At 70.1% G+C, this 24,957-nt stretch carries 24 protein-coding genes; 14 read left to right on the forward strand and 10 right to left on the reverse strand.

The features are described 5' to 3' along the window. Window positions 1-6: 6 nt before the first annotated feature. The 4 genes from AB0J87_RS21425 to AB0J87_RS21440 are packed head-to-tail and all read right to left on the reverse strand — an operon-like array spanning window position 7 to window position 3,065. The gene (locus AB0J87_RS21425; protein WP_363967542.1) at window positions 7-762 is read right to left on the reverse strand and encodes a hypothetical protein; all 756 of its coding nucleotides are present in this window, start codon (window positions 760-762) and stop codon (window positions 7-9) included. Between the two features lie 49 nt (window positions 763-811). After that, a complete protein-coding gene (gene dapF, locus AB0J87_RS21430) occupies window positions 812-1,624 on the reverse strand; it encodes a diaminopimelate epimerase (protein ID WP_363967543.1) in 813 nt (270 codons plus the stop codon). A 9-nt stretch (window positions 1,625-1,633) separates the two neighbouring features. Then, window positions 1,634-2,539, reverse strand: a complete 906-nt coding sequence (gene miaA, locus AB0J87_RS21435; RefSeq protein WP_363967545.1) for a tRNA (adenosine(37)-N6)-dimethylallyltransferase MiaA — start codon at window positions 2,537-2,539, stop codon at window positions 1,634-1,636. A gap of 13 nt (window positions 2,540-2,552) precedes the next feature. Next, the gene (locus tag AB0J87_RS21440; protein WP_363967547.1) at window positions 2,553-3,065 is read right to left on the reverse strand and encodes a methylated-DNA--[protein]-cysteine S-methyltransferase; all 513 of its coding nucleotides are present in this window, start codon (window positions 3,063-3,065) and stop codon (window positions 2,553-2,555) included. Between AB0J87_RS21440 and AB0J87_RS21445 the strand changes: the two genes are divergently transcribed. Further along, on the forward strand, window positions 3,064-3,978 hold the full coding sequence (locus tag AB0J87_RS21445) for a ribonuclease Z (protein ID WP_363967549.1): 915 nt from the start codon (window positions 3,064-3,066) through the stop codon (window positions 3,976-3,978). The genes AB0J87_RS21440 and AB0J87_RS21445 overlap by 2 nt on opposite strands. On the opposite strand, the gene AB0J87_RS21450 is transcribed toward AB0J87_RS21445, so the two are convergent. From AB0J87_RS21450 to AB0J87_RS21460, 3 genes are all read right to left on the reverse strand, one after another. Continuing rightward, complete coding sequence (locus AB0J87_RS21450; RefSeq protein ID WP_363967551.1) at window positions 3,954-4,604, reverse strand: hypothetical protein; 651 nt, start codon at window positions 4,602-4,604, stop codon at window positions 3,954-3,956. The genes AB0J87_RS21445 and AB0J87_RS21450 overlap by 25 nt on opposite strands. A 25-nt stretch (window positions 4,605-4,629) precedes the next feature. After that, entirely contained in the window at window positions 4,630-5,364 is a 735-nt protein-coding gene (locus AB0J87_RS21455; protein ID WP_363967553.1) for an isocitrate lyase/phosphoenolpyruvate mutase family protein, read from the reverse strand. An 81-nt stretch (window positions 5,365-5,445) separates the two neighbouring features. Beyond that, window positions 5,446-5,982 (reverse strand): hypothetical protein, encoded by a 537-nt coding sequence (locus tag AB0J87_RS21460; protein WP_363967555.1) that lies wholly within the window; start codon window positions 5,980-5,982, stop codon window positions 5,446-5,448. A 598-nt stretch (window positions 5,983-6,580) separates the two neighbouring features. On the opposite strand from AB0J87_RS21460, the gene AB0J87_RS21465 reads away from it, so the two are divergent. Then, the gene (locus AB0J87_RS21465; RefSeq protein ID WP_363967557.1) at window positions 6,581-6,760 is read left to right on the forward strand and encodes a hypothetical protein; all 180 of its coding nucleotides are present in this window, start codon (window positions 6,581-6,583) and stop codon (window positions 6,758-6,760) included. 18 nt (window positions 6,761-6,778) lie between these two features. Here the strand turns inward: AB0J87_RS21465 and miaB are convergent, their stop codons facing one another. After that, on the reverse strand, window positions 6,779-8,275 hold the full coding sequence (miaB, locus tag AB0J87_RS21470; protein WP_363967559.1) for a tRNA (N6-isopentenyl adenosine(37)-C2)-methylthiotransferase MiaB: 1,497 nt from the start codon (window positions 8,273-8,275) through the stop codon (window positions 6,779-6,781). Window positions 8,276-8,412: 137 nt separating this feature from the next. On the opposite strand from miaB, the gene AB0J87_RS21475 reads away from it, so the two are divergent. The 11 genes from AB0J87_RS21475 to AB0J87_RS21525 all read left to right on the forward strand — a co-directional run bounded on the left by AB0J87_RS21475 (window position 8,413) and on the right by AB0J87_RS21525 (window position 20,437). Beyond that, the gene (locus tag AB0J87_RS21475) at window positions 8,413-9,168 is read left to right on the forward strand and encodes an amino acid ABC transporter ATP-binding protein (protein WP_192791054.1); all 756 of its coding nucleotides are present in this window, start codon (window positions 8,413-8,415) and stop codon (window positions 9,166-9,168) included. 33 nt (window positions 9,169-9,201) lie between these two features. Next, complete coding sequence (locus tag AB0J87_RS21480) at window positions 9,202-10,047, forward strand: glutamate ABC transporter substrate-binding protein (RefSeq protein ID WP_363967561.1); 846 nt, start codon at window positions 9,202-9,204, stop codon at window positions 10,045-10,047. A gap of 58 nt (window positions 10,048-10,105) precedes the next feature. After that, a complete protein-coding gene (locus AB0J87_RS21485; protein WP_363967563.1) occupies window positions 10,106-10,774 on the forward strand; it encodes an amino acid ABC transporter permease in 669 nt (222 codons plus the stop codon). Next, the gene (locus AB0J87_RS21490) at window positions 10,771-11,688 is read left to right on the forward strand and encodes an amino acid ABC transporter permease (protein WP_363967565.1); all 918 of its coding nucleotides are present in this window, start codon (window positions 10,771-10,773) and stop codon (window positions 11,686-11,688) included. The genes AB0J87_RS21485 and AB0J87_RS21490 overlap by 4 nt, the downstream gene beginning before the upstream one ends. A gap of 119 nt (window positions 11,689-11,807) precedes the next feature. Continuing rightward, a complete protein-coding gene (locus tag AB0J87_RS21495; protein WP_363967567.1) occupies window positions 11,808-12,653 on the forward strand; it encodes a glutamate ABC transporter substrate-binding protein in 846 nt (281 codons plus the stop codon). Window positions 12,654-12,703: 50 nt separating this feature from the next. After that, on the forward strand, window positions 12,704-14,512 hold the full coding sequence (locus AB0J87_RS21500; RefSeq protein ID WP_363967569.1) for a prolyl oligopeptidase family serine peptidase: 1,809 nt from the start codon (window positions 12,704-12,706) through the stop codon (window positions 14,510-14,512). Window positions 14,513-14,708: 196 nt separating this feature from the next. Beyond that, window positions 14,709-16,535 (forward strand): ABC transporter substrate-binding protein, encoded by a 1,827-nt coding sequence (locus AB0J87_RS21505; RefSeq protein ID WP_363967571.1) that lies wholly within the window; start codon window positions 14,709-14,711, stop codon window positions 16,533-16,535. After that, the gene (locus AB0J87_RS21510) at window positions 16,535-17,557 is read left to right on the forward strand and encodes an ABC transporter ATP-binding protein (RefSeq protein ID WP_363967573.1); all 1,023 of its coding nucleotides are present in this window, start codon (window positions 16,535-16,537) and stop codon (window positions 17,555-17,557) included. The genes AB0J87_RS21505 and AB0J87_RS21510 overlap by 1 nt, the downstream gene beginning before the upstream one ends. After that, on the forward strand, window positions 17,557-18,522 hold the full coding sequence (locus AB0J87_RS21515; RefSeq protein ID WP_350724809.1) for a dipeptide ABC transporter ATP-binding protein: 966 nt from the start codon (window positions 17,557-17,559) through the stop codon (window positions 18,520-18,522). Before AB0J87_RS21510 ends, AB0J87_RS21515 begins: the two co-directional genes overlap by 1 nt. Next, window positions 18,519-19,475 carry an ABC transporter permease gene (locus tag AB0J87_RS21520; RefSeq protein ID WP_350724807.1) on the forward strand — a complete coding sequence of 319 codons (957 nt, stop codon included), beginning with the start codon at window positions 18,519-18,521 and terminating at the stop codon, window positions 19,473-19,475. Before AB0J87_RS21515 ends, AB0J87_RS21520 begins: the two co-directional genes overlap by 4 nt. Then, complete coding sequence (locus AB0J87_RS21525; RefSeq protein WP_192791045.1) at window positions 19,475-20,437, forward strand: ABC transporter permease; 963 nt, start codon at window positions 19,475-19,477, stop codon at window positions 20,435-20,437. Before AB0J87_RS21520 ends, AB0J87_RS21525 begins: the two co-directional genes overlap by 1 nt. 335 nt (window positions 20,438-20,772) lie before the next feature. On the opposite strand, the gene rny is transcribed toward AB0J87_RS21525, so the two are convergent. Both rny and recX read right to left on the reverse strand, forming a co-directional pair. Then, a complete protein-coding gene (gene rny, locus AB0J87_RS21530) occupies window positions 20,773-22,389 on the reverse strand; it encodes a ribonuclease Y (RefSeq protein WP_363967576.1) in 1,617 nt (538 codons plus the stop codon). A gap of 763 nt (window positions 22,390-23,152) precedes the next feature. Then, window positions 23,153-24,496, reverse strand: a complete 1,344-nt coding sequence (gene recX / locus AB0J87_RS21535) for a recombination regulator RecX (RefSeq protein WP_363967867.1) — start codon at window positions 24,494-24,496, stop codon at window positions 23,153-23,155. Here recX and AB0J87_RS21540 point away from each other — a divergent pair. Beyond that, window positions 24,449-24,610: a hypothetical protein gene (locus AB0J87_RS21540; protein WP_363967885.1), complete on the forward strand. Its 162-nt coding sequence runs from the start codon at window positions 24,449-24,451 to the stop codon at window positions 24,608-24,610. The two genes, recX and AB0J87_RS21540, sit on opposite strands and share 48 nt — an antisense overlap. Window positions 24,611-24,957: the final 347 nt, after the last annotated feature.

Raw genomic sequence — 24,957 nt, forward strand, 5'->3', positions numbered from 1 at the left:
GCCAGGTCAACGAGCGTCCCCAAAACGCAGAAGGCCGATCAGCTCGTCCGTTTCGCTGCTGTCAAGGACCGAAAATGCCGATGCCATCAGGTCGTCCGTCGTCTCCTCCACCGCGGCGCGGCGCGCCACGACCTCCGGGCCCGGCGTGGCGTACGGCTCCGGCCACTGGAAGAACTTGGCGATCATCTCTCCCGTGGTGGCCCCGAACGGGGTCGCGTCGTGGCCGCTCGCGAGCGTGGCCTCCAGCGGGTGCAGGCCGGCCGCGATCACGGCGTTGGCGTGCAGTCCGCCGCGCAGCTCGCGTACGACGTGCATGAGCTGTACGGCCCGCGCGGGCGGGTCGTCGGGCAGCGGCACGGCCCGCCAGCCCGCGAACAGCGGGACGCCCGCGCACGGGGCGGCATCGACGACCGGCTGGAGCAGCTCCGCGAGCCGCGCGCAGCCCTCGTAGCCGCCAAGTTTGCGCCGCCCCCAGGCCCCGCAGACCTCGGCGTACAGCTCGACGGCCTGGTCGACGGGGAGCTTGCGGCCGCCGTTCCAGCTCTGCTCGACGTGGTCGGGCGGGAAGAAAACGGCGACCGAATTGACGACGTCGGCGTCGCATTCGCCGAGCACGCCGCAGCGCCCCCGGAAGTAGAACTCGCGGGCGCCGAGGCCGTACTCCTCGCAGACGGCCTTGGCCTCTCTGGAGATCATGAACCCGCCGCCGTACTGGCCGATCGCCGCTTTGACCTGCCTCGCGGTGGTGCGTGGGTCAGCCATGGTCCACCTCTCAGTTCGCGAAGTGGACCCAGCATCCCTCAAGAGAACATTATTCTGCAAGCATCAGCTCGCCCCGGGCCACGATGACCGCGGGGCCGGAAAGGTAGCTCGTCTCCTCGTCCAGGACGACGGTCAGCGTGCCGCCGGGCACCTCGATCGTCCAGGTGCCGGTGGTCTCGCCCGACAGGGCCGCGGCGGCGACCGCCGTGGCCACCGTGCCGGTGCCGCAGGAGCGGGTCTCGCCGCAGCCGCGCTCGTGGACGCGCATGACCGCGCGGCTGATGCCGACGGGGTTGAACAGCTCGATGTTGACCCCGGCGGGGAAGACGCCGGGGTCGAAGCCCGGCTGGTAGTGGAGGTCGAGCTGGGCGACGGGGTCGCCGATGGCGCAGGCCAGGTGGGGGTTGCCCATGTCGACGTGGAGCCCCGTGTATTCCTGGCCGCCGACGGTGGCCCAGCTCTCGCCGCGCACGACGGGCTTGCCCATGTCGACGGTGATGTCGCCGTTGGGCTCGACGAGGACCCTGCGTACGCCGCCCCTGGTGGCCAGCATGAACTCGCCGGGCTTCTCCAGACCCTCGTCGAGCAGGTAGCGGGCGAACACGCGCACGCCGTTGCCGCACATCTCGGCCACGCTGCCGTCGGCGTTGCGGTAGTCCATGAACCACTCGGCCACGGCGGCGTGCTCGGCCACCTCAAGGCTCTCCTTGGTGCGCGTCACCACCAGCACGCCGTCAGCCCCTAGGCCGGCTCTCCTGTCGCAGATCTTGGCGACGAGCGAGGCGGTCACGCCTGTCTCTCCGCCAGGGTCGGGAAGGATGACGAAGTCGTTCTCGGTGCCGTGCCCCTTAAGAAACCGCATCTTGCAAGCTTATGCGAACGGGTTTGCGGAGATCAGCGCCAGGGACCTCTCAAGCAGATCAGGCGCGTCGTACGGCAGCCAGCGCACCCGGGGATCGCGGCGGAACCACGACTCCTGGCGGCGGGCGAAGCGCCTGGTGGTCCTGACGGTCTCCTCGATCGCCTGCTCCTCGCTCCACTCCCCCTCCAGAAAGCGGATGACCTGGGCGTATCCGAGGGCACGGCTCGCCGTACGGCCCTCGGCCAGGCCCTGCCCGAGCAGCCCCCGCACCTCCTCGACCAGGCCCGCCCGCCACATGCGCTCGACCCTGAGCGCGATCCGCTCGTCCAGCTCCGGCCTGGGCACCTCGAGGCCGATCTGCACGCTCGGGTAGACGGCGTCGTAGCCGGGCATGGTGGCCGAGAACGGGCGGCCGGAGTGCTCGATCACCTCCAGCGCGCGGACGATGCGGCGGCCGTTGCTCGGCAGGATCGCCGCCGCGGCCACCGGGTCGAGGTCGCGCAGGCGCTCGTGGAGCGGGGCGGGGCCGCGCTCGGCCAGCTCGCACTCCAGCCTGGCCCTGATCTCCGGGTCGGTGCCGGGGAACTCCAGCTCGTCGATGGCCGCCCGCACGTACAGGCCGCTGCCGCCGACCAGCACGGGCACCGCGACGGAGTCGATGACCTCCCTGGCCAGCTTCTGGTATTCGGCCACGCTGGCCGTGACCGTGACGTCCCAGACGTCCAGCAGGTGGTGCGGGACGCCGCGCTGCTCGGCGGGGGTGAGCTTGGCCGTGCCGATGTCCATGCCGCGGTAGAGCTGCATGGAGTCGGCGTTGACGCACTCGCCTCCGAGGCGGAGCGCGATGTCCACGGCGAGGTCGGACTTTCCGGCCGCCGTGGGGCCCACGACGGCGATGACTGGCTGCTGACGCACGAGAACAAGTTTGCTAGAGATCGAGGAGTGTCGGCTGCAGGTACCCCTCGTGGGTGAGCAGCCAGCGCTTGGTCTCCACGCCCTCGCCGCCGCTGAACCCGCCCAGGCCGTTGCCCGCGATCACGCGGTGGCAGGGCACGATGATGGGGATGGGGTTGGACCCCATGATCGAGCCGATGCCGCGGGCGGGCACGCTGGAGCCGCTGCGCGTGGCCAGTTCGCCGTACGTGACGGCGGTGCCGTACGGGACCTCGTGCAGCGTCTGGAGCACCCGCAGCCGCGAGCCGGACATCAGCCGCCAGTCCACCGGCGTCTCGAAGGTCTTCAGCTCACCGGCGAAATAAGCACTCAGCTCGGAGACCACGAAGGCCGTACGATCCGAATCATGGACTTCAGCCAGGGCGAGCCGCTCGTCCAGCCGCGGCCGGGACCTCCAGCCCGACGCGACGAGCCCGACCTCGGTGACGGCCAGCACGAACGGCCCGACCGGCGTCGGCACTTCGGCGAACGCGACTGTGGTCATCATGTCCTCACGTGAGTTGGTGGTGCTGGGCACTTCCAGCGCGGTTCCTACCCGACACCGTAACCACAACGGTTACCTTCTGCGCTGGGATGGACAAGGCTTCCTTTTCGACCCAGGCGAGGGCACCCAGCGGCAGATGCTGCACGCCGGGGTGAGCGCGAACGACGTGCACTGGATCTGCGTCACGCACTTCCACGGCGACCACTGCCTGGGCGTGCCCGGGGTCGTGCAGCGCATCGCGCGTGACAGGGTCAGGCATCCGGTGCGCGCCGTCTTCCCCGGCTCCGGCACCGAATACTGGCGCAGGCTCCGCCACGCCGCCGCCTTCGCCGACACCTCGGTGATCTCCGAGCACCCGCTCTCCGGCGACCTGGCCACCGTCGGCGCACTGACCGCGCGCCGCTTGTCCCACCCGGTCGAGTCCTACGGCTACCGCGTCCAGGAGCCGGCCGGCCGCACGATGCTGCCCGACCGGCTGGCCGCGTACGGCATCCGCGGCCCGGAGGTCGGCGAGCTCCAGCGCACCGGCTCCGTGCGCGGGGTGACGCTCGACCGGTGCAGCGTACCCAGGCCGGGGCAGAGCGCGGCGTTCGTCATGGACACGCGGCTCTGCGACACCGTGTTCGAGCTGGCCTCGGGCGTGGACCTGCTGGTGATCGAGTGCACGTTCCTGTCGTCGGAGAGCGCGCTGGCCAAGGAGTACGGGCATCTGACGGCGTTCGAGGCGGGGCTGGTGGCGGCGGACGCGGGGGTGCGGCGGCTGGTGCTGACGCACTTCTCCGAGCGCTACGGGTTCGCCGACGAGCCCGCCTTCGTGGCGGAGGTGCGCCGGCACTTCGACGGGGAGGTCGTGCTCGCCCGCGACCTGATGAAGATCCCGGTGCCGAAGCGTCAGGTCCACAGGCCGGCGACGTAGCCCACGCCGTACGGGGCCGTCTCCATGAGCAGGCGGCCCTCGTACCTCTGCGTGCCGGCCGCGCCGGCCAGCACCTGGAGGGCGGCCCGCCCGCCGACCCACAGCCGGTCCGCCTGCGCGGGGTCGAGGGCGGCGAGGGCGCCGGGGTCGGCCTGGGCGACGGCGTTCGCGATCAGGTGGTTGTACGGGCCCGCGGCCTCGTCGTACTTGCCGGGAGCCCTCGGGCTGAGGCAGGCGGAGCCGTCGGCCATGACCAGCAACGCCACCTTTTGCGCGATTTTTCCTAGTTTTTCGCCCGACAGGAGGCATTCGGCGCTCGGCGCGTCGAGCGCGACGGACCGGAAGCCGTCCGGGGCACGGTCGCCCAGCAGCCAGCGGCCCACGGTCAGGGACAGCGGGAGCACGGGGTCCTCGCCGCCGGCCGTGACGTCGATCCCCCACGGGCGGAGGGTGCCCGCCGCCTGCCCTCCGTACGCGGCCGCCGTGTCCGCGCCGCCCACCACGATCAGCGCGTCGGGACGGGCGTCATGGAGCGCGGCGATCGCCGTGTGACAGGCCGAGCGGAGCTCGTCGAGCTGGAGCGTGATCAGCGGGGTGGGCGGGCAGACGGCCGCGGCGACAAGCACGGGGCAAGCGTACGCGGCGGCCCCCTCAGTACGGACTGCGACCTGCCCTGACCTTCGCGAACAGGCCCTGGGCGTAGACGTGAACAGCTTGGTGCAGCCCGCTGCCGAAGCTGATCCGGGCCACGCCGAGCTCGGCCAGCCGAGCCGGCTCCGCGGCGCCGGGCCGGACGTAGACGTTCACCGGCGCGCCCAGCTCGCTCACCAGCGCCCGGATCTCGTCCTCGTCGGCCAGCATGATCGGGTAGACGCAGTCGGCCCCCGCCGCCAGATACCGCCGCCCGCGCTCCAGCGCCGCCTCGCGCGTCTTCGGGCCGAGCAGGTAGGTGTCGACCCTCGCGTTGATCACCAGCGCCTGACCCGCCGCGGCCCGGACCTCGGCCAGGAAGTCGGCCTGCTCGCCGGGATCGATCAGCCCGCCGGCGCCGGAGTCCTCCAGGTTGCAGCCCACGGCTCCGGTGGCGAGCAGGCGTTCGACCAGTTCGGCGGGCTTGAGCCCGTAGCCGCGCTCGATGTCGGCGGTGACGGGCGCGTCCACGACCCTGGCGATGCGGGCGACGGCCGCCATCATCTCGCCGACCGGCGTCCGCTCGCCGTCCTCGTACCCCAGGACCCGGGCGACGGCGGCGCTGCTGGTGGCCACGGCGGGGAACCCGGCCTCCCGCACGGCCAGGGCGGAGGCGGCGTCCCAGACGTTCGGCAGGATCACGGGGTCTCCCGGCACGTGCAGCGCGCGCAGGGCAGAGGCTCTGTCAGTCGTCATGGTGCGACTCTACGGACCGGGGCGGCTCCCGCCGTAGGTCCAATGCCACCGATAAACGCCGAGCCACTTGACCAGGCCGGATCAGCACCCGCTCTTGGAGCACTGGCCGCTGAGCTCGCCCGCCGGACCGTCGGCGGGGTTGTCACCGTCGGACGGCTGCGCCGACTTGGTGGGGGCCGACTTGGTGGGGCCCGGCTTGGCGGGGGACGTCGTGGCGGGCCGCTTGCCGCCCGTGGAGGAGTCCGTGCCGCGGTCGCTGCCCGTGGGCTCGTCGCCCGTGCCCAGGTCGGGGGCGGCGTCGCCCACGCTGCCATCGTCGGGGGCGCCGTCGGGGGCGTCGGTGGTGACGTCGCCCATGGTGGCGTCGTCGTCGCCACCGAGGTCGTCGTTCCCCGCCGTGCTCTGGGCGGGCGCGGGACGGGCGCCGCCCGGCTGGACGGTGCCGGCGGGGTTCGCGGCCAGCATGTAGCCGACGCCGCCCGCCGCGAGCACGGCGACGAGCGCCGAAGCGGCGATGGCGATGGTCTTCTTCGTGCTCTTCGGGGGTTTGTCCGCCGGGCGGGTGTCCCCGGGCCCGGACAGGATCTCGTGACGATCCGGCTCGATCGGATCTCGCATGGTGGTACAGCTCCCTGCGGTCGTATCGGCGAAAGCTAACCGGCTTCCGCGGGTGATGGACCACACTAGCCGCAACGGATGAATGCTCGCACACCAATCACAAAGGAATCACGACATGTCCCCCCGTGGATCCGTTTACCCAGGTCGCCGCGCCCACCTCGCACCGGTCGCCGGAGTCGCCGGGGTGCTCGCGACCGCGATCGCGGGCATATTCCTGGCATTTACCAACTCCGCCGAACCACCCGCGCAAAGCCCACCGGAATTCGATCAGAAAAGCCCGCTTACCCCAAGATCGAATTCTCCTTCCGCGATACCGAGCCCGGATCAATCGCTTGGATCGTTCCAGGAGCTCTCGTGGATCCAGGCCGTTCCCTCACCCGGTGCGCCGGCCACGGCGGACCCCCTGGCCTCGCTCTACGACGTACCGTCCCTCGACCCGGGCCCGCTGGCCTCGGTCTACGGCGACCCGCCGCTCCCTCCGGCACCAGTCCCGGACCGGCTCACCCCTACGACCCGGCCTCCCGCCTCGGTCGCCACGACGCCACCGCCCGCGAGAACGGCCCCGAAGCGCTCGGCGCCACCCCGGAACGAGGTGGCCGTGCCGCCACCGGCGAGCTCACCCACGCCCCAGGCACCGCCCGAGGTGCGCTCCGCCCCGGAGCCGGACCGGCGCGCTGACCCGCCGCCGGCGATCTCGGGAGGGGCCGATCCCTGCGCCACGTTCCACGACTTCCGCCGCGAGCCCTGCTACGCCTACCTCAACCGCCTCGCCCGCTGACCGGGCCCAGGGCGGCGTTCAGTGCGCCGAGCAGGCTCCGGAAGGGGCGGCGGGGGCAGGGGCCGGGCGGCCGATGGTGGGCATGCCCAGCAGAACCCCCGGCGCGGGCTTCGCTCCGCCCTGGCGGGCCTCCCAGGCGTCGCCGGCCCTCGTGCGCCGGACCGTCGCCGCCGGACCGTCGGCCACCAGGTGGTGCGGGGCCGCGTACGTGACCTCGACCGTGACCATGTCACCGGGCCGCGGCGTCTCGGCGCCGACCGCGAAGTGGACCAGGCGGTTGTCGGCGGCGCGGCCCGACAGGCGGCGGGTGGCGTCGTCCTTGCGGCCCTCGCCCTCGGCGACCAGCACCTCCAGCGTGCGCCCCACCTGCCTCTTGTTCTCCTCCCAGGAGATCTCCTCCTGCAGGGCCACGAGCCGCTCGTAGCGCTCCTGCACGACCTCCTTGGGCACCTGGTCGGGCATGGTGGCCGCCGGGGTGCCGGGGCGGATGGAGTACTGGAAGGTGAAGGCGTTGGCGAAGCGGCTCTCGCGGACCACGTCTAGCGTGCCCTGGAAGTCCTCTTCGGTCTCCCCCGGGAAGCCGACGATGATGTCGGTCGAGATGGCCGCGTCGGGCATGGCCGCGCGCACCCGCTCGATGATGCCGAGGTAGCGCTCCGCCCGGTAGGAGCGGCGCATCGCGCGCAGGAGGCGCGAGGAGCCCGACTGCAGGGGCATGTGGAGCTGGTGCATGACATTGGGCGTCTCGGCCATGGCGGCGATGACGTCGTCGGTGAAGGCCGCCGGGTGGGGCGAGGTGAAGCGCACGCGCTCCAGGCCGTCGATCGTGCCGCACGAGCGCAGGAGCTTGCCGAAGGCCAGGCGGTCGCCGAACTCGACGCCGTAGGTGTTGACGTTCTGACCCAGCAGCGTGACCTCGAGCACACCCTGGTCGACCAGCGTCTGGACCTCGGCGAGGATGTCGCCGGGGCGGCGGTCCTTCTCCTTGCCGCGCAGCGACGGCACGATGCAGAAGGTGCACGTGTTGTTGCAGCCGACCGAGATGGACACCCAGGCGGCGTAGGCGGACTCGCGCTTGGTGGGCAGCGTGGAGGGGAAGACCTCCAGCGACTCCTTCAGCTCGACCTGCGCCTCGCCCTCGATGCGGGCCCGCTCCAGCAGCACCGGCAGCGAGCCGATGTTGTGGGTGCCGAAGACCACGTCGACCCACGGAGCCTTGCGGACGATCTCGCCCTGGTCCTTCTGCGCCAGGCAGCCGCCCACCGCGATCTGCATGCGCGGGTTGCTCACCTTGGCGGGCCGGAGATGGCCGAGGTTGCCGTAGAGACGGTTGTCGGCGTTCTCCCGCACGGCGCACGTGTTGAACACGACGACGTCGGCGGTCTCGCCCTCGGTGGCGGGCACGTAGCCGGCGTCCTCCAGCAGACCGGACAGCCGCTCGGAGTCGTGCACGTTCATCTGGCACCCGTATGTGCGCACTTCGTATGTGCGGGCGCCCTCCTGGGTCACAGTCATGGCACGTTCAAGGGTAGTCGCTGTCCGGCTCCACATAGTCCCGACTGCGCTAAAAGGCCAGCTTGGTGGCATGATGTGATCGGATCGGTACCGCTTGGTTAGTGACCAGCGTTCTAGAGACCCTTACGGTTTGACCCATGACGGAGAACGGTAACGACGCTCCACTCGTACGGTTGGAGAACGTCAACAAACACTTTGGGGCGCTGCACGTCCTGAAGGACATAAACCTGACCGTCTCCCGCGGCGAGGTGCTGGTCGTTATCGGTCCCTCGGGCGGCGGCAAGTCCACGCTCTGCCGCACGATCAACCGTCTGGAGACGATCAGCGAGGGGCAGATCATCTTTGACGGCCAGGTGCTCCCCCAGGAGGGCAAGGGGCTGGCGAAGCTGCGCTCCGAAGTCGGCATGGTCTTCCAGTCGTTCAACCTGTTCGCTCACAAGACCATCCGTGACAACGTCACGCTCGGTCCGCTCAAGGTGCGCGGCGTCTCGAAGGACGCGGCCAACAAGCGGGCGATGGAGTTGCTCGAGCGCGTGGGCATCGCGGCGCAGGCGGACAAGTATCCGGCCCAGCTCTCCGGCGGCCAGCAGCAGCGTGTCGCCATCGCCAGGGCACTGGCCATGGAGCCGAAGATGATCCTGTTCGACGAGCCGACCTCCGCTCTGGACCCCGAGATGGTGCAGGAGGTGCTCGATGTCATGATCGGGCTGGCTCGCGACGGGATGACCATGATGGTCGTCACCCACGAGATGGGCTTCGCCCGGAGGGCCGCCAACAGGGTGGTTTTCATGGCCGACGGCCAGATCGTGGAGGAGAACACCCCCGACGAGTTCTTCACCAACGCGCAGACCGACCGGGCGCGTGACTTTCTTTCCAAGATCCTCACGCACTGATCATTGAGGCAGGTATACATGCACATGCGTCATATGGGAGCAGTGCTCTCAATTGCGGCACTCGCCGCCGGTCTGACCGCTTGCGGCGGCGGGAGCAAGACTTACGCCAGCGTGGTGGACAAGGTCAAGGACGGCGGCACGATCGTCGTCGGCACCAAGTGGGACCAGCCGAGTCTGGGCCTGAAGGCGGCCAACGGGCCCGAGGGCTTCGACGTCGACGTGGCCAAGGCCGTGCTGAAGCAGATCAACGGCGGCAAGGACCCGCAGATCAACTGGAAGGAGTCGGCCTCGTCCAACCGCGAGCCGTTCCTCCAGAACGGCACGGTCGACATCATCTTCGCCACGTACTCCATCACCGAGGAGCGCAAGGGCAAGGTCACCTTCGGTGGCCCCTACGTCGTCGCCCACCAGGACGTGATGGTCCGCAAGGACGACACCGCGATCAACGCGCCGCAGGACCTCAAGGGCAAGAAGATCTGCAAGGCGGCCGGCTCCAACTCCTACAAGCGGATCACCGACCCGCCCCCGGACGGCAAGCTCGACATCGACGCCACCACCGTCGACGCGGCCAACTACTCCGAGTGCGTGCAGAAGCTGACCGGCAGCAACCTCGACGCCGTCACCACCGACGACCTGATCCTGGCGGGCTTCGCCAAGCAGGCCGGCGGCAACTTCAAGGTGCTCGGCCAGGGCTTCACGGACGAGAAGTACGGCGTCGGCCTGAAGAAGGGCGACACCAAGACGTGTGAGGCCGTCAACACCGCCGTGAAGGCGCTCTGGGACAACGGCACCATGAAGCAGCTGCTGGAGAAGTGGTTCGGCGGCATTCAGGGCCTGAAGTTGTCGGAGGCGGCACCGCCCGCCGAGGGTTGCAGCTGATCATGCCAGAGGCGGCGGCCGGTGACCCGGCCGCCGCTCCCCTATGCGGTGGAGCACGATGGAAGATCTGATTAGGTACGCGCCCGACCTCGCACTGGGGTTCCTGGAGAACATCAAGCTCTCCATCGTGGGCGCTATCGCCTCGCTCATTCTCGGCACCGTCCTGGTGGCGATGAGAGTTTCCCCCACGCCGGTGCTGCGCGCGGCCGGCACGATCTACGTCAACATAGTGCGCAACACCCCCCTCACGCTGGTGCTGGCCTTCTCCGCGCTCGGCCTCAGCGACCAGCTCGGGCTCGTCTTCTCCGACGTGCCCACCACCAACTCGTTCTGGATCGTCGCGATGGGCCTGTCGGCCTACACCGCGGCCTTCGTCTGCGAGGCGCTGCGCGCGGGCATCAACACGGTGCCGCTCGGGCAGGCCGAGGCGGCCAGGGCGATCGGGCTGACGTTCATGCAGTCGCTGCGGATGATCATCCTCCCGCAGGCGTTCCGCGCGGTCATCGCCCCGCTCGGCAGCGTGATGATCGCCATGGTCAAGAACACGACCGTGGCGACCGCCGGCGGGTTCGCCATGGACTCCGCGAGCAAGATGAAGGAAGCCTTCGACCAGGTCGGCGCGTCGATCCCGATCTTCCTCGGCATCGTGGTCGCCTTCATGGCCGTGACGCTGCCCATCGGCTTCTTCACCGGCCGGCTGGCCAGGCGTCTGGCGGTGGCGCGATGAGCACCACAGTCCTGTTCGACGCCCCCGGGCCGCGCGCGCGGGTGCGCAACGGCCTCCTCACGGTGATCAGCGTCGTGGCCGTTGCCGCCGCCCTGTACGGCGTCTACCGCGGCTTCGACGCCAAGGGCCAGTGGGAAGGCAAGATCTGGCAGCCGTTCCTGCAGTGGGGGACGTGGGAGACCTTCATCTTCCCCGGCCTGCTCGGCACGCTGCAGGCCGCCGTGGTGGCCGCGGTGCTCGCGCTGGTGTTCGGCGCGGTCTTCGGCCTGGCCAGGCTCTCCGACCACGCCTGGATCCGCGTCCCGGCGGGCGTGGTGGTCGAGGTCTTCAGGGCCATCCCGCTGCTGCTGCTGATCTTCTTCATCTTCTACCTCGCACCGGCGGTGGCGGGGGGCGGCGACTACACCTTCATCGCGGTCGTGCTCGGCCTGATGCTCTACAACGGCTCGGTGCTGGCCGAGGTGGTCAGGGCGGGCGTGCACGCGGTGCCGCGCGGCCAGTCGGAGGCGGCCTTCGCGGTGGGCATGCGCAAGAACCAGGTCATGCGCCTGGTACTGCTGCCGCAGGCCGTCACGGCGATGATGCCGGCGATCGTCAGCCAGCTCGTGGTGCTGCTGAAGGACACCGCGCTCGGCTACATCATCGCCTACGTCGACCTGCTCAACACCGGCTTCAAGATCCTGCCGGCCGCGTTCTTCGGCTCGCTCATCCCGGCGGCGATCGTCATCGGGATCATCTACGTGGCGCTCAACATGGCGCTGAGCTTCCTGGCCACGTGGCTGGAGCGGCGCAGCAGGCGCAGCCGCAAGACGGCCGCCGCCCCGATCGCGGCGCCCGGCTCGGCCGAGGTCAGCGTGGGCGCGGGCGAGGGCACCGAGGACGCCGGGCTGGGTCCCGACCGTTCCGTGGAGTGATCGGAGGTACGGGCGCAATGGCACCCGTACCTCCGCAAATCTCCAAGAAGGCCCCATTTCTCCGTTGAAACCGCCCCAAGTCCGGCCCGTACGGTTTGCCCAGCCACCAGACTGTCTCCATGCGTGGGGTGGCGCTCGCGGGGGCGGCCGTGGTGGCATTGGCCGCCGCGTGCGGAGGTGCGGGCTCCTACACCAGCGTCGTGGACAAGATCAGGAACGCCGGCAGGGTCGTCATCGGCACCAAGTGGGACCAGCCGAGCCTGGGCCTGAAGACCGGCGACGGCCCTCCCGAGGGCTTCGACGTGGACGTGGCCAAGTACATCGTCAGGTACCTCGCCCGCGGCCGGCACGTGCAGATCACCTGGCGCGAGTCGCCCTCGTCCACCCGTGAGGTGCTGCTCCACAACGGCAGCGTGGACCTCATCGTCGCCACCTACAGCGTCATCCCGTCGCGCCGGCCCAAGGTGACGTTCGGCGGGCCCTACATCGTCACCCCGCAGGACACGATGGTCCGCGCGAGCGACACCAGCATCAAGAAGGTGACCGACCTGCGGGGCAAGCGGCTCTGCCTGGCGGAGGGCTCGAACGCGTACCGGCGGATCGTCGATCCCCCGCCCAACGGCAAGCTGAGCCTGCCCATGCAACTGGTGCCCGCGGCCAACTACTCCGACTGCGTACGCAGGCTCGCCGCCGGCCAGCTCGACGCGGTCAGCACCGAGAACCTGGTCCTGGCGGGGTTCGCCGAACAGGAGCCGGGCCGCTTCCGGCTGCTGAACGACCCCGTCAGCAACGAGTACTGGGGAGTCGGCATCAAGAAGGGCGACACCGCCACCTGCGAGGCCGTCGACCAGGCGGTCGCCGCGATGTGGCACGACGGCACGGCCACGCGGCTGCTGCGCAGGTGGTTCGGCAAGACGGGGCTCAAGCTGCCGTCGTCCCTCCCGGCGCCCGCGGGGTGCCCCTGAACTGTGGGGACCGCCCCACGCTCTTGCCGATCTTCCGGCAGGATGCGGGTATGCCTTTCTGGCCCTCCCCCATCTCGACCAGAGACGTGGCCGCCTCCGGCGTGCGCCCCGGCTGGCCCACGGCCCAGGACGGCCGGATCTGGTGGACCGAGGACCGTCCGGACGAAGGCGGGCGCACCACGATCGTGTGCCGCGACGCCGACGGCACCCAGCGTGACCTGCTGCGGGCACCGTGGAGCGCGCGCACCAGGGTCCACGAGTACGGCGGCAGACCGTACGCCATCACAACCAGGGGCGAAGTGGTCTTCGCCAACTTCAAAGACCAACGCCTGTACATTCTGGGCGATTACGGCGAGCCGAAACCCATCACGGACGAGGGATGCCGCTACGCGGAACCGCTGGTGCGCGACGGCCAGGTCTGGTGCGTCCGCGAGCGCCACACCGAAGACGGCAAGGTCACCCGGGCGATCGTGTCGATCTCGCTGGACGGCGGCGAGATCCACGAATGGGCCACGGGCTGCGACTTCTACGCCTCTCCCGCCCTCTCCCCCGACGGGCGGCACCTGGCCTACGTCTGCTGGAACCACCCGCGCATGCCCTGGGACGGCACCGAGCTGCGCGTCACCCGGCTGTCGGGCGGCGGCGCCTGGACGGTGAAGGGCGGCCCGGCTGAGTCGGTGCTGGCCCCGGCCTGGAAGGACGACTCCAGCCTCTACCTGGTCTCCGACTGCTCCGGCTGGTGGAACCTCTACGAGGTCGGCCTGCGCGGCGACGGGCTCCGAGCGCTCCACGCCGCCGAGGAGGAGTTCACGCTGCCGCCGTGGCGGCTGGGCGGGCAACCGTACACCGTGCTCGGCGACGGCCGCCTCGCGGTCCTGCACGGCCGCGGCGACCTGCGGCTGGGCGTGCTGGACCCCGGCTCGGGCACGCTCACCGACCTCGAGCTGCCCTACGACGGGTGGGACGCGGCGCTGGCCGCCGAGGGCACGTCCGTGGTCGGCATCGGGTACGCCCCCACGCTCCCCCGGTCGGTCGTCAGCGTGGACGTCGCCTCCGGCGCGGCCGGCCCGCTCAAGAGCGACCTCTCGCGCCTGCCCGACCGGGCCCTCCTGCCCGTTCCCCGCGCGGTCGAGTCGCCCGCGCCCGCCTTCCTCTACCCGCCGTACGCCCCGGCGACCGAGGGCACGCCACCCTACGTGATCTTCGTGCACGGCGGGCCGACCGCGCACGCCGACACCGCGCTCGACCTGGAGAAGGCGTTCCTGACCTCGCGCGGCATCGGCGTGCTCGACCTCAACTACGGCGGCTCGACCGGCTACGGCAGGGCCTACCGCGAGCGGCTGAAGGGGCAGTGGGGGCTGGTGGACGTGGCCGACACGATCGCCGCCGCCCGGTGGCTGGCCGCGGAGGGACTCGCCGACCCCCGCAGGATCGCGGTGCGTGGCGGCAGCGCGGGCGGGTGGACCGTGATGGCGGCCTGCTGCCGGTCCGACGTGTTCGCCGGCGGGGTGTCGTACTTCGGCGTCAGCGCGCTCGCGCCCCTCGCGGCGCACACCCACGACTTCGAGTCCCGATACGTGGAGTGGCTGGTGGGGCCGGAGGACCCGCAGGTGTACGCCTCCAGGGAGCCGCTCGCCCTCGTCAACGGCGTGAGCTGCCCCATGCTGCTCCTGCAGGGGCTCGACGATCCCGTGGTGCCGCCCGAGCAGTCGACGGCGTTCGCGGACGCGCTGTCGGAGCGGGGCGTGCCGTGCACGTATCTGGCGTTCGAGGGCGAGTCGCACGGCTTCCGCCGCACGGAGACGCGGGTGACCGCGCTGGCCGCCGAGTTGGCCTTCTACCAGCAGCTTTTTAGCTAATGTCGTAATTCTTTAACAGAATTCGCACCAAATCAGTATTACTTACCAGTCGCTAATCATCATCGGTTGTATAACCGGCTTTTCTCCTGCGCTTCCTCCGGCGTGACCATGCAAAGTGGGACGTGCTCCGCGGCCACGGCGCACGCCCCACACGGCCAGCCATGCACGCCCCGCATCTCGGCACGAGGGAGGCCAGATGGCCAGCATGCGCCATTTCAGCATTGCCGTGGCGGTCTTCGCAACTTTGTTCGCCACCGCCTGCCAGACAGACACCGGAGCCAGGAATTCCGCCCCGCCCACCTCCTCCGCCCCCGGCCAGCCGGTTTCCGGGGGCACGCTCAGGCTCGTGGGCGGCGGGGACGTCGATCACCTCGACCCCACCAGCTCGTACTACACGGTCACCAACGGGATCCTGCGCACGTACGCCCGCGGGCTCTTCGCGCTCAACGGGGTGGCGAAGGGGTCCGACACCACCAAGGGCTTCGCGCTCGTCCCCGACGTCGCCTCCGAGCTGCCCACGACGGGCAACGGCGGCCTGAGCGCCGACGGGCTCACGTACACGATCAAGCTCCGTGACGGCGTGCAGTGGGACACGCAGCCGCCACGCGACGTGACGGCGGGTGACTTCGTCCGCGGCTTCAAGCGCATCTGCAACCCGGTGGCGGGCTCCGGCGCGCCCGGCTACTACACGAGCACGATCAAGGGCATGAAGGCGTACTGCGACGCGTACACCAAGGCGTTCACCAAGGCCAAGCCCACCGCCGCGGCGCTGGCCGACTTCCAGAACTCCCACGAGATCGCGGGTGTCCAGGCCAAGGACGACAAGACGCTGGTGTTCACGCTGACCCAGGCCGCCAGCGACTTCCTCAACATCCTGTCGCTGAACTTCTCCGTGGCCGCGCCCAAGGAGTACGACCAGTACGTGCCGGACGACGCCACGTTCCGCCAGCACACGATCTCCGACGGCCCGTACCGGATCACCCAGTACGTGGCCACCAAGTCGATCAGGCTGGAGCGGAACCCGGCCTGGAAGCAGGATTCGGACCCGATCAGGCACCAGTACGTGAACGCCATCGAGGTCAAGATGGGCGTCAACGAGCCGGACGCGGTGCAGCAGCAGCTCGAGGCCGGCAGCGCCGACCTGTCGTGGGACCTGCCGGTGCCGACCGCGCAGATCCCGCGGCTCAAGAGCTCCGGCGACCCCAACTTCACGATCTTCCCGGGTGCGGTGAGCAACCCGTACATCGTCTTCAACCTGCAGAGCAAGAACGCCGGCGGCGCCATGGGCAAGCTCAAGGTCCGCCAGGCCATCGAGTACGCGGTCAGCAAGGTCGCCATCGCCAAGGTCTACGGCGGCGCGGACGTGGCCACGCCGCTGCACACCGCGATCCCGCCGGGCAACATCGGATACCAGGAGTACAACCCGTACCCGAGCCCGGGTGACGCGGGCGACCCGGCCAAGTGCAAGCAGCTGCTCACCGAGGCCGGCTACCCGAACGGGCTGACCCTCATCGGCGCCTTCCGCAACGCGGGCAACCATCCGGCCAACTTCCAGTCGTACTCGGCGGACCTGCAGAAGTGCGGGATCACGGTGAAGGGGCTGCCGGTCCGGCAGGGCGACTACTACGGCGCCTTCCTGCAGAACACGTCCATCGCCAAGGCCAGCAAGTGGGACATCTCGGCGCCCGGCTGGGTCCCCGACTGGTACGGCAACAACGGCCGCGCGGTCGTCCAGCCGCTGTTCGAGACCAACTGCAACCCCGGCACCAGCAACTACGGCTGCTACAGCAACCCCAAGGTGGACTCGCTGATCAAGCAGGCGCTGGCCGAGCAGGACCAGACGAAGTCGGCCGCGCTGTGGCACCAGGTCGACACGACGGTGATGGGCGACGCGGTGATCGTGCCGCTCAACAACCAGAACACGCCGATCTACAAGAGCAAGCGCGTGCAGAACGCCCTGTATCTGCCGGCGTTCCAGCTCTACGACTTCACCAACCTCTGGCTCGACCCCAACAACCCGTGATGAGCCTGCTCGAGGTGACGGACCTCCGCGTGGCCTTCCCCACGTCCGACGGCGTGGTGCAGGCCGTGCGGGGGCTGTCGTTCCGCATCGAACGCGGCCGCACGCTGGCGATCGTCGGCGAGTCCGGCAGCGGCAAGACGGTGAGCACGCAGGCCATCCTGGGGCTCACCCCCGGGGCCGACATCTCGGGCAGCGCCGTGTTCGACGGCGTCGACCTGCTCGAACTCGACGGCGAGCGGCTGCGCCACATCCGCGGCGCCGAGATCAGCGTGATCTTCCAGGACCCGCTGACCAGCCTGCACCCGCTCTACAAGGTCGGCTGGCAGATCGAGGAGCTGATCAGGGTGCACCGGCCGGACACCTCCCGCGCCGAGGCCAGGAGGCGGGCGGTCGAGCTGCTCGGCCTGGTCGGCATCCCCCGGCCGGATCGCCGGGTGGACGACTACCCCCACCAGTTCTCCGGCGGCATGCGGCAGCGGGCGATGATCGCGATGTCGCTCGCGCTCAACCCGAAGCTGATCGTGGCCGACGAGCCGACCACGGCGCTCGACGCGACCGTGCAGGCGCAGATCCTGGAGCTCATCACGCGGGTGCAGGCGGAGTTCGGGATCGCGCTCATCCTCATCACGCACGACCTCGGCGTGGTGGCGGGCATGGCCGACGAGGTGCTGGTCATGTACGCCGGGCTCGCCGTGGAGCGGGCCGACCGGCGCACGCTCTACTACCGGCCGCACCACCCGTACACCAAGGGCCTGCTGGAGTCGATTCCCGGCAGCAGCGGGGACCGGGACGGGCGGCTGCGGCCCATCCCCGGCTCGCCGCCGAGCCTGATCGCGCTGCCGTCCGGGTGCGCGTTCCACCCGCGCTGCCCGTACGCGATGCCGGTCTGCTCGGCCGAGCGGCCGCCCCTGGCCACGGTCACAGGTGAGGGCAGTCACGCCTCAGCTTGTTGGCTGCCACACGAGGCGGTCGGGCTGGGCGCGGCGGCGGACGCGCTGCGGCTCAAGGCGAAGGAGTCGTGATGCTCCTCGAAGTCTCGAACCTGGTCAAGCACTACCCCATCACCACGGGCGCGCTGGTCAAGCACGTGGTCGGGCAGGTCAAGGCGGTCGACGGGGTCAGCTTCGCGCTGGCCCCCGGCGAGACGCTGGGCCTGGTCGGCGAGACCGGCTGCGGCAAGTCCACGCTCGCGCGCTGCATCGCGGGGCTGCATCCGGTCACCTCCGGCAGCGTGCGGTTCGACGGCGCGGACATCACGAACCTGCCCAGGAAGCGCATGCGGCCCTACCGCCGCGACATCCAGGTCATCTTCCAGGACCCGTACGGCTCGCTGAACCCGCGCCGGCGGGTCGGGTCGATCATCGCCGACCCGCTCGTGATCCACCGGGTCATGAGCGGCGAGCAGCTCCGCCGGACCGTGCAGGAGCTGATGGAACGGGTCGGGCTCAATCCGGAGCACTACAACCGGTTCCCCGCGGAGTTCTCCGGCGGGCAGCGGCAGCGGATCGGGGTGGCCAGGGCACTCGCGCTGCGGCCCCGGCTGATCATCTGCGACGAGCCGGTGTCGGCGCTCGACGTGTCCATCCAGGCGCAGATCCTCAACCTGCTGAAGGATCTGCAGGCCGAGTTCGGGCTGACGTACCTGTTCATCGCCCACGACCTGTCCGTGGTGCGGCACATCAGCGACCGGATCGCGGTCATGTACCTGGGCAAGGTGGTCGAGGTGGGGGACGCGGAGCCGGTGTACGACCGGCCGCGGCACCCGTACACGAACGCGCTGCTGTCGGCCACGGCAGTGGCCGACCCGGACGAGGCGGAGCGGCGGCAGCGGATCGTGCTGACCGGGGACGTGCCCTCGCCGATCGATCCGCCGTCCGGGTGCCGGTTCCATCCGCGCTGCCCGCGGGCCCAGGAGGTCTGCTCGTCCGTGGAGCCCCAGCTCGAAGGGTCGGCGGCCTGCCACTTCCCCATTGAGGTGGTCGTATGACACTGACCGAGATCAGACCCGGCGCCGTCACCTCCCAGGGGATAGCCGGGCGCGGGCCCTGGCAGCTCGCCTGGCGCCGGATCAGGACCGACCGGGTCGCCATGGTGTCCGGCCTCGTCGTCATCCTCCTGTGCGCGCTGGCGCTGGCCGCGCCGCTCATCGCCGCCTGGAACGGCCACGGCCCCGACGACCAGTTCCGCGACACCGGCATCACGGCCCAGGGGCTGCCCGTGCCTCCGAACGGGGAGTTCTGGTTCGGCACCGACCGGCTCGGGCGCGACCTGTTCATCAGGGTCCTGTACGGGGCCCGGGTCTCGCTGCTCGTCGGCGTGGTCGCCACCGGCCTGGCGGCGTTGGTCGGGGTGGTCGTCGGGCTGCTGGCCGGATATTACGGCGGCGTCGTGGACACCGTGCTGTCGCGGCTCATGGACGTGGTGCTGTCGTTCCCGTACCTGATCTTCGCGATCGCGGTGGTGTCCATCGCCGGGCCCTCGCTGTCCGCCACGATCGGGGTGATCGCCTTCTACTCGTGGGCGGCCATCGCCCGCGTGGTGCGCGGGCAGACGTTGTCGGTGAAGGAGCGCGAGTACGTCGACGCGGCCCGGTCCATGGGGGCGGGCGACTTCCGGATCATGTTCGTGGACATCCTGCCGAACCTGCTCGCTCCGGTCATCGTGCTGACCACGCTGCTGGTGCCGGCGGCCATCGTGTTCGAGTCGACGCTGTCGTACCTGGGGCTGGGGATCGTCCCGCCCACCCCGTCGTGGGGGAACCTGCTGAGCGAGGCACAGGGGTTCTACCGGGTGGCGTACTGGTACCTGGGGTTCCCGGCCGCCACGCTGCTGGTCACCACGCTCGCGTTCAACCTGGTGGGCGACGGGATCAGGGACGCGCTCGATCCGCGGATGGAGCGTCTGTTCAGCCGCCGCCGACGTACCCGTAAGGGGGCGTGATGCTGCGCGCGTTCCTGTTGCGCCGGGCCCTGCTCGGCCTGCTCGTGCTCTGGCTGGTCACCCTCGGGACGTTCCTGCTGTTCTTCGTCGCGCCGAGCGATCCCGCCAGGACGCTGGCCGGGCGGCAGGCCACTCCCGAGCAGGTGGAGCTGATCCGGCACAACCTCGGCCTCGACCGGCCCACCCTCGTCCAGTATCTCGACTATCTGGGCAGGCTGCTCCACGGCGACCTCGGCCAGTCGTACTTCTCCGGCGAATCGGTCGGCAAGCTGCTGGCCGCCGACTTCCCGCCGACGTTCTCGCTGGTGCTGGGGGGCGCGGTGCTGTGGTTCACGCTCGGCGTCGGCGCGGGGGTGCTCAGCGCCACCCGGGCCCGGTCGCTGGTGGATCGCGGCCTGACGCTGCTGGCGCTGGCCGGGGTCTCCATGCCGACCTTCGTGGTGGGCCTGCTGCTGCTGTACTTCCTGTTCTTCCAGCTCACCATGGCTGGGGTGCCCATCCTGCCGCCCGACTCGTACGTGCCGTTCTCGCAGAACCCCGCCGAATGGGCCCGCCACCTGATCCTGCCGTGGATCACGCTGGCCACGGTCCAGGCGGCGTCGTACGCCCGGCTCACCCGCGGCTCCATGCTGGACGTGCTCGGCGAGGACTACATCCGCACGGCCCGGGCCAAGGGAGTGCCCGAGCGGCGCGTGATCTACCGGCACGGCCTGCGGGCGGCGCTCACGCCGGTGGTGACGCAGCTCGGGGTGGACGTGGGCACGCTGATCGGCGGGGTGGTGGTGACGGAGTCGGTCTTCGGCCTGGGCGGCGTGGGGCAGGCGGTGGTGCAGGCGTTCGTCAGCGGGGACCTGCCCGTGATCATGGGCGTGGTCACGCTGGCGACGACCGCGGTGGTGGTGGCGAACTTGCTGGTGGATGTGGCGTACGGGCTCCTCGACCCCCGGATCCGCCTCGCCTGACGCTCGTCCCGGGGTGGACTCCGGCGGGCGTGCTCCGGCGCCTCAGCCTCCCTCAGGCACCGCCACGCCCGCCGGCCCTCCCCGCCCATTGGCCCCATTTGCGCCCGCTGGCCCTCCCCAACGCCGCCCCTTCGCGCCCGCTGGCCCGCCACGCCCGCCGGCCCTCCGCGAACGCCGGCCGATCAGCGCGAACCCGGCCCCGGCCCTCTCCGGACACCACCACACCCGGCATCCCCACATGGACGATCGAGCACCGCCACACCCACGAGCGCCGACCAACCATCACACCCACCGCGGTGTTCCCCCACCGCGGTTTTCCAGACCGGCGCCGAGTCCTACCTCGCGAACTCGGTGGCCCGGGACTCCCTCACCACGGTGATGCGGATCTGCCCCGGATACGTCAGCTCCTCCTCCACCTGCTTGGCCACATCACGGGCGATCACCTGCGCCTGGATGTCATCGATCGCATCCGGCTTGACCATGACCCGGATCTCCCGCCCGGCCTGCATGGCGAAGACCTTCTCCACGCCGTCGTACGACTGCGCGATCTCCTCCAGCCGCTCCAGCCGCTTGACGTACGCCTCCAGGGACTCGCGGCGGGCGCCGGGACGGCTGCCGCTGATCGCGTCGGCGGCCTGCGTGAGAACCGCTTCGACGGTGCGCACCTCGACCTCGTTGTGGTGCGCCTCGATGGCGTGCACCACGTCCTCCTCCTCGCCGTACCTGCGGGCGATCTCCGCCCCGATCAGCGCGTGGCTGCCCTCGACCTCGTGCGTGAGTGCCTTGCCGATGTCGTGGAGGAGCGCGCAGCGCTTCATCAGCGGCTGGTTCATCCTCAGCTCGGCGGCCATGATCCCGGCGATGTGCGCGGACTCGATCAGGTGCTTGAGCACGTTCTGCCCGTACGACGTCCGATACCTGAGCTGCCCGAGCAGCAGCGTCAGCTCGGGATGCATGTCGGTGATCCCCAGCTCGACCAGGGCGTCCTCGCCGGCCCGCGCGCACAGATCCTGCACCTCCTGGCGGCTGCGATCGTGCGCCTCCTCGATGCGCTGGGGGTGGATGCGCCCGTCCAGCACGAGCTTCTCCAGCGTCAGCCGGGCCGTCTCCCGGCGCACGGGATCGAAACACGACAGCAGCACGGCCTCAGGGGTGTCGTCGATGATGAGATTCACGCCGGTCGTGGACTCGAAGGCCCGGATGTTCCGCCCTTCGCGCCCGATGATCCGGCCCTTCATCTCGTCTCCGGGCAGATGCAGCACGCTGACGACCGACTCCGCCGTCTGCTCCGCCGCCACCCGCTGCACGGCCAGCGTCACGATCTTGGTGGCCCGCTTCTCGCCCTCCTTGCGGGCATCGCTCTCGATCTCCCGGACGATCAGCGCGGCCTCGCGCTTGGCCTGGTTCTCGATCTCCTTGACCAGCTCGGCCTTGGCCTGGTCGCCGGTCAGCCCGGAGACCCGTTCGAGGATGGCCCGCCGTTCCCCCTCGACCTGGAGCAGTTCCTCGCGCCGGTCGGCCAGCTCGACCTCGGTCTCGCCCAGCTTCCTGTCGCGCTCGGACTGCCGCCTGGCCTCCTCGTCCAGCCGCTGCTCCCGCTCGGCCAGCCGGGACTCCCGGCGCTCCAGGTCGGCGCGCAGCTCCTTGAGCTCGGACTTGAGTATCCGGCTCTCCTCCTCGACCTCCCGCCGCATCTGCGCGGCGCTCTCGGCCGCGGCCTCCGACCTGCGCAGAATCTCCTGGGCGTCGGTCTCGGCCTTGTGCCGGATCTCCTGCGCCTCCTCGCGCGCCTGCTCAAGCTCCTCGTGTACGACTTGCTGCTGCTCGGGACTGGTTTTGGAAGTGCGTGGCAGACTGCTCGAGGTGCGCCTTATGACGACGAGAAGCGCGACGATCATCCCGAACGCGAGCACGAGCACCGCCACCATCAGCACTACGACAAGCGGCCCCATGTGCGCCCCGCCCTCCTCGCGTCGTCAACACCTCATAACGCGGCCACAAACGGGAGGGGTCACAAGCGCGCCACGAATAGCCCGGTCGGCGTCTGGATCGATATACAGCCAAGGCTGACCGGGCGTCGACTCGTAAAGCCGACACCTCGCCCGCCTAGATCAACCAGCCTCGTTCGTCCGTCGTTCACCGGTATGGCAATCCGCGCTGCGCGGAGTAACTCCTCACTGCCGTCGAGGTTATGCGTCGAACAGGTCACGAGCAAGCAAACGCGTCATCAAGCGTGTCTTACGGGCCTGCATCTCTACCGACACCTACAGGCAAGACAGGGGACGCGCATGGGCAAGGAAGCATGTGCGAGTGCAAGAGCACCCGCACCCGCATATGCACCCGCAATCTCTGCCGCACTGGCAGATGCAGATGCAAGAGCACATGCAGACCGAGCAATCCACCAAAAGCCGCCGCCCGAAGATCCCCAAAACGGACCAGCCCAGAACGAGACAAACCCCAAACCAGGACAGCCACAGAACACGAGGACCCACGGAAGCCCGGAGAGAGTCGTGGAACCGCAGCGCGCCAGGCAAGCCGCAGAGAACCCAAAACGAGGCAGCCGTGAAGCCGGGGAACCCGCAGAACAGAGCGAGCCCCAGGACTCGGGGACCCCACGGAACCCCGGGCGCGGAGAAGCCCGAGAGCCCGAGAGCCCGAGAGCCCGAGAGCCCGGGGAGAGCCGTGTATCCGGGGCGAGCCGTGGAGCGGGAGATGTTACGGGAAGTCCTCATCCATCTCGATCCCCTCCTGCTCAAGCGCCTCGCGGATGACGCGGAAAGCCAGCCCTGAGGCGTACCCCTTGCGTGCCAGCATGCCCGCCAGCCGCCGCGTGCGGGTCTGCGGGTCGAGCGACCGAGTGGACGCGAGCTTGCGCTCCACCAGCCGCCGAGCCGTCTCCGCCTCCTGGTCGGGATCCAGCCGCTCGACTGCCTCCTTGACCGTGTCGGTGTCCACACCGCGATGACGTAGCTCAGCGGCCAAGGCACGCTTGGCCAGCCCTCGGCCGTGGTGCCGCGAGTCGACCCAAGCCGCAGCGAACGCCCCGTCGTTGATCAGCCCCAGCTCGGAGAAGCGACTGAGGACCGCTTCGGCGGCTTCGTCGGGCACGTCACGTTTCCGGAGCGCCTCGGCAAGCTGGGCCCGCGTCTTGGGCGCCATGGTGAGCAACCGAAGACAAATAGCCCGCGCCACCGACTCCGGATCAGCGTCCTGTCCGCCCCCGCCGAAGCCTTCACCACTCAGCCCAGACCTGCGAGACCTTCCACCTCTCCGCCCGGATCCGGCAGAGCTCCCATCACCCTGCCCGCCCCCGTCATCACGCTCGGCCCCAGCGAAGCCCTTGCCACGCCGCCTGGATCCGCCAGAACGCCCATCACCACGCCCCGTCCCGGCAAAGCCCCCGCCACTGCGCCCAGCTCCGCCAGGACGCTCGTCATCAGGCCAGGCCCCAGCAAACCCGTCACCGCCTCGCGCGCTTCCAGCGAAGCCGCCGTCCTGTCCGGCACGGTCCTCGCTGTCACGCTTCAATCCGGCCGCGTCAGCGCCATCGCGTGCCGCTCCGGCGGGGCTCCCGTCATCCCACCTGGCCCCGGCGAAACCGCCGCCGTCGTCTGGCGCTCCGGCGAAGTGGTGGCCACGCTGCGCAGCTTCGGTGGTGGAGGGCTCACTGTCCTGTCGGCTTTCGGCAGGGCCTTCGGCGTCCAGCTCCTCGGATGGCCAGCCGCGCCCGCGGGTATTTCGCCCGGCCCGTCCGTTGGAGCGGGCGGATCGCCGCCCTCTGCTCGATCGTTTCCTCCCGGTCTCGCCGTCGTCCGACGGTTCGGCCGAGAACCAGCTGCTCCCCGCGAGCACCTCGGAGTGCCACCCACCGTCCCCCCGGTTGGCAGGCCCGGCAGGCGCGGCCTCCTCGGTGGCACGCCATCCCTTGGTGGTGGCCCATCCGCCGTCCGAGTCTCCCCGGTCGGCGCCGGCAGGACTCGGGTCAGCGTCAGCGGAGCCACTGTCGCCAGGGTGTCCGGCAGCCTCAGCGTCTGGGCTGGCCTGGGTATCGGTGCGCATATCGTGCTGATCGTCTGCGACGGCCTGGCCCTCGGCAGCGATCCGGGATGCGCGCTGATCATCCGCGCCGGCTTGGGTGTCGGCGGTTGTGCGAGATTCGTACTGGTCGGCTGATCGGGCTTGGGCCCCGGGGATGAAGCGGGGTCCGTCCTGATCGTCGGTGTCGTCCCCGAAGAAGGGGTGTCTGCCGGTGCGTTCCCGGTAGAGGTGGCCTGTGGCCTCCCGGATGCCGGTGGTCACGTGATCGTCGGTGTGGACGCCGTCCTGTCCGCCCATGGCGGCACGGACATCATCCGGCTCGCCCGTGGCGGCATGCACAACGCCCTGCCCGTCTGTAGCCGTGTGCTCGTCGTGCTGTTCGCCTGTTGCCGCGTGCTGGTCGGGCTGCCTGTCTGTGGCGGTGTGTTCGTCGTGCTGTTCGCTTGTGGCGGTGAGCCCGTCGGGCTGCCCGTCAGTAGTCG

Origin of the sequence: Nonomuraea sp. NPDC049625 (assembly GCF_040675285.1) — a bacterium.
In the GTDB taxonomy this organism is placed as follows: domain Bacteria; phylum Actinomycetota; class Actinomycetes; order Streptosporangiales; family Streptosporangiaceae; genus Nonomuraea; species Nonomuraea angiospora_A.

Bases quoted from the DNA above. Each gene is read 5' to 3' on its own strand.
- AB0J87_RS21425 (WP_363967542.1), bottom strand. From the start codon at position 762: ATGGCTGACCCACGCACCACCGCGAGGCAGGTCAAAGCGGCGATCGGC.
- dapF (WP_363967543.1), bottom strand. From the start codon at position 1,624: ATGCGGTTTCTTAAGGGGCACGGCACCGAGAACGACTTCGTCATCCTT.
- AB0J87_RS21445 (WP_363967549.1), top strand. From the start codon at position 3,064: ATGTCCTCACGTGAGTTGGTGGTGCTGGGCACTTCCAGCGCGGTTCCT.
- AB0J87_RS21440 (WP_363967547.1), bottom strand. From the start codon at position 3,065: ATGATGACCACAGTCGCGTTCGCCGAAGTGCCGACGCCGGTCGGGCCG.
- AB0J87_RS21455 (WP_363967553.1), bottom strand. From the start codon at position 5,364: ATGACGACTGACAGAGCCTCTGCCCTGCGCGCGCTGCACGTGCCGGGA.
- AB0J87_RS21460 (WP_363967555.1), bottom strand. From the start codon at position 5,982: ATGCGAGATCCGATCGAGCCGGATCGTCACGAGATCCTGTCCGGGCCC.
- miaB (WP_363967559.1), bottom strand. From the start codon at position 8,275: ATGACTGTGACCCAGGAGGGCGCCCGCACATACGAAGTGCGCACATAC.
- AB0J87_RS21475 (WP_192791054.1), top strand. From the start codon at position 8,413: ATGACGGAGAACGGTAACGACGCTCCACTCGTACGGTTGGAGAACGTC.
- AB0J87_RS21480 (WP_363967561.1), top strand. From the start codon at position 9,202: ATGGGAGCAGTGCTCTCAATTGCGGCACTCGCCGCCGGTCTGACCGCT.
- AB0J87_RS21485 (WP_363967563.1), top strand. From the start codon at position 10,106: ATGGAAGATCTGATTAGGTACGCGCCCGACCTCGCACTGGGGTTCCTG.
- AB0J87_RS21490 (WP_363967565.1), top strand. From the start codon at position 10,771: ATGAGCACCACAGTCCTGTTCGACGCCCCCGGGCCGCGCGCGCGGGTG.
- AB0J87_RS21495 (WP_363967567.1), top strand. From the start codon at position 11,808: ATGCGTGGGGTGGCGCTCGCGGGGGCGGCCGTGGTGGCATTGGCCGCC.
- AB0J87_RS21500 (WP_363967569.1), top strand. From the start codon at position 12,704: ATGCCTTTCTGGCCCTCCCCCATCTCGACCAGAGACGTGGCCGCCTCC.
- AB0J87_RS21505 (WP_363967571.1), top strand. From the start codon at position 14,709: ATGGCCAGCATGCGCCATTTCAGCATTGCCGTGGCGGTCTTCGCAACT.
- AB0J87_RS21510 (WP_363967573.1), top strand. From the start codon at position 16,535: ATGAGCCTGCTCGAGGTGACGGACCTCCGCGTGGCCTTCCCCACGTCC.
- AB0J87_RS21515 (WP_350724809.1), top strand. From the start codon at position 17,557: ATGCTCCTCGAAGTCTCGAACCTGGTCAAGCACTACCCCATCACCACG.
- AB0J87_RS21520 (WP_350724807.1), top strand. From the start codon at position 18,519: ATGACACTGACCGAGATCAGACCCGGCGCCGTCACCTCCCAGGGGATA.
- AB0J87_RS21525 (WP_192791045.1), top strand. From the start codon at position 19,475: ATGCTGCGCGCGTTCCTGTTGCGCCGGGCCCTGCTCGGCCTGCTCGTG.
- rny (WP_363967576.1), bottom strand. From the start codon at position 22,389: ATGGGGCCGCTTGTCGTAGTGCTGATGGTGGCGGTGCTCGTGCTCGCG.
- recX (WP_363967867.1), bottom strand. From the start codon at position 24,496: ATGCGCACCGATACCCAGGCCAGCCCAGACGCTGAGGCTGCCGGACAC.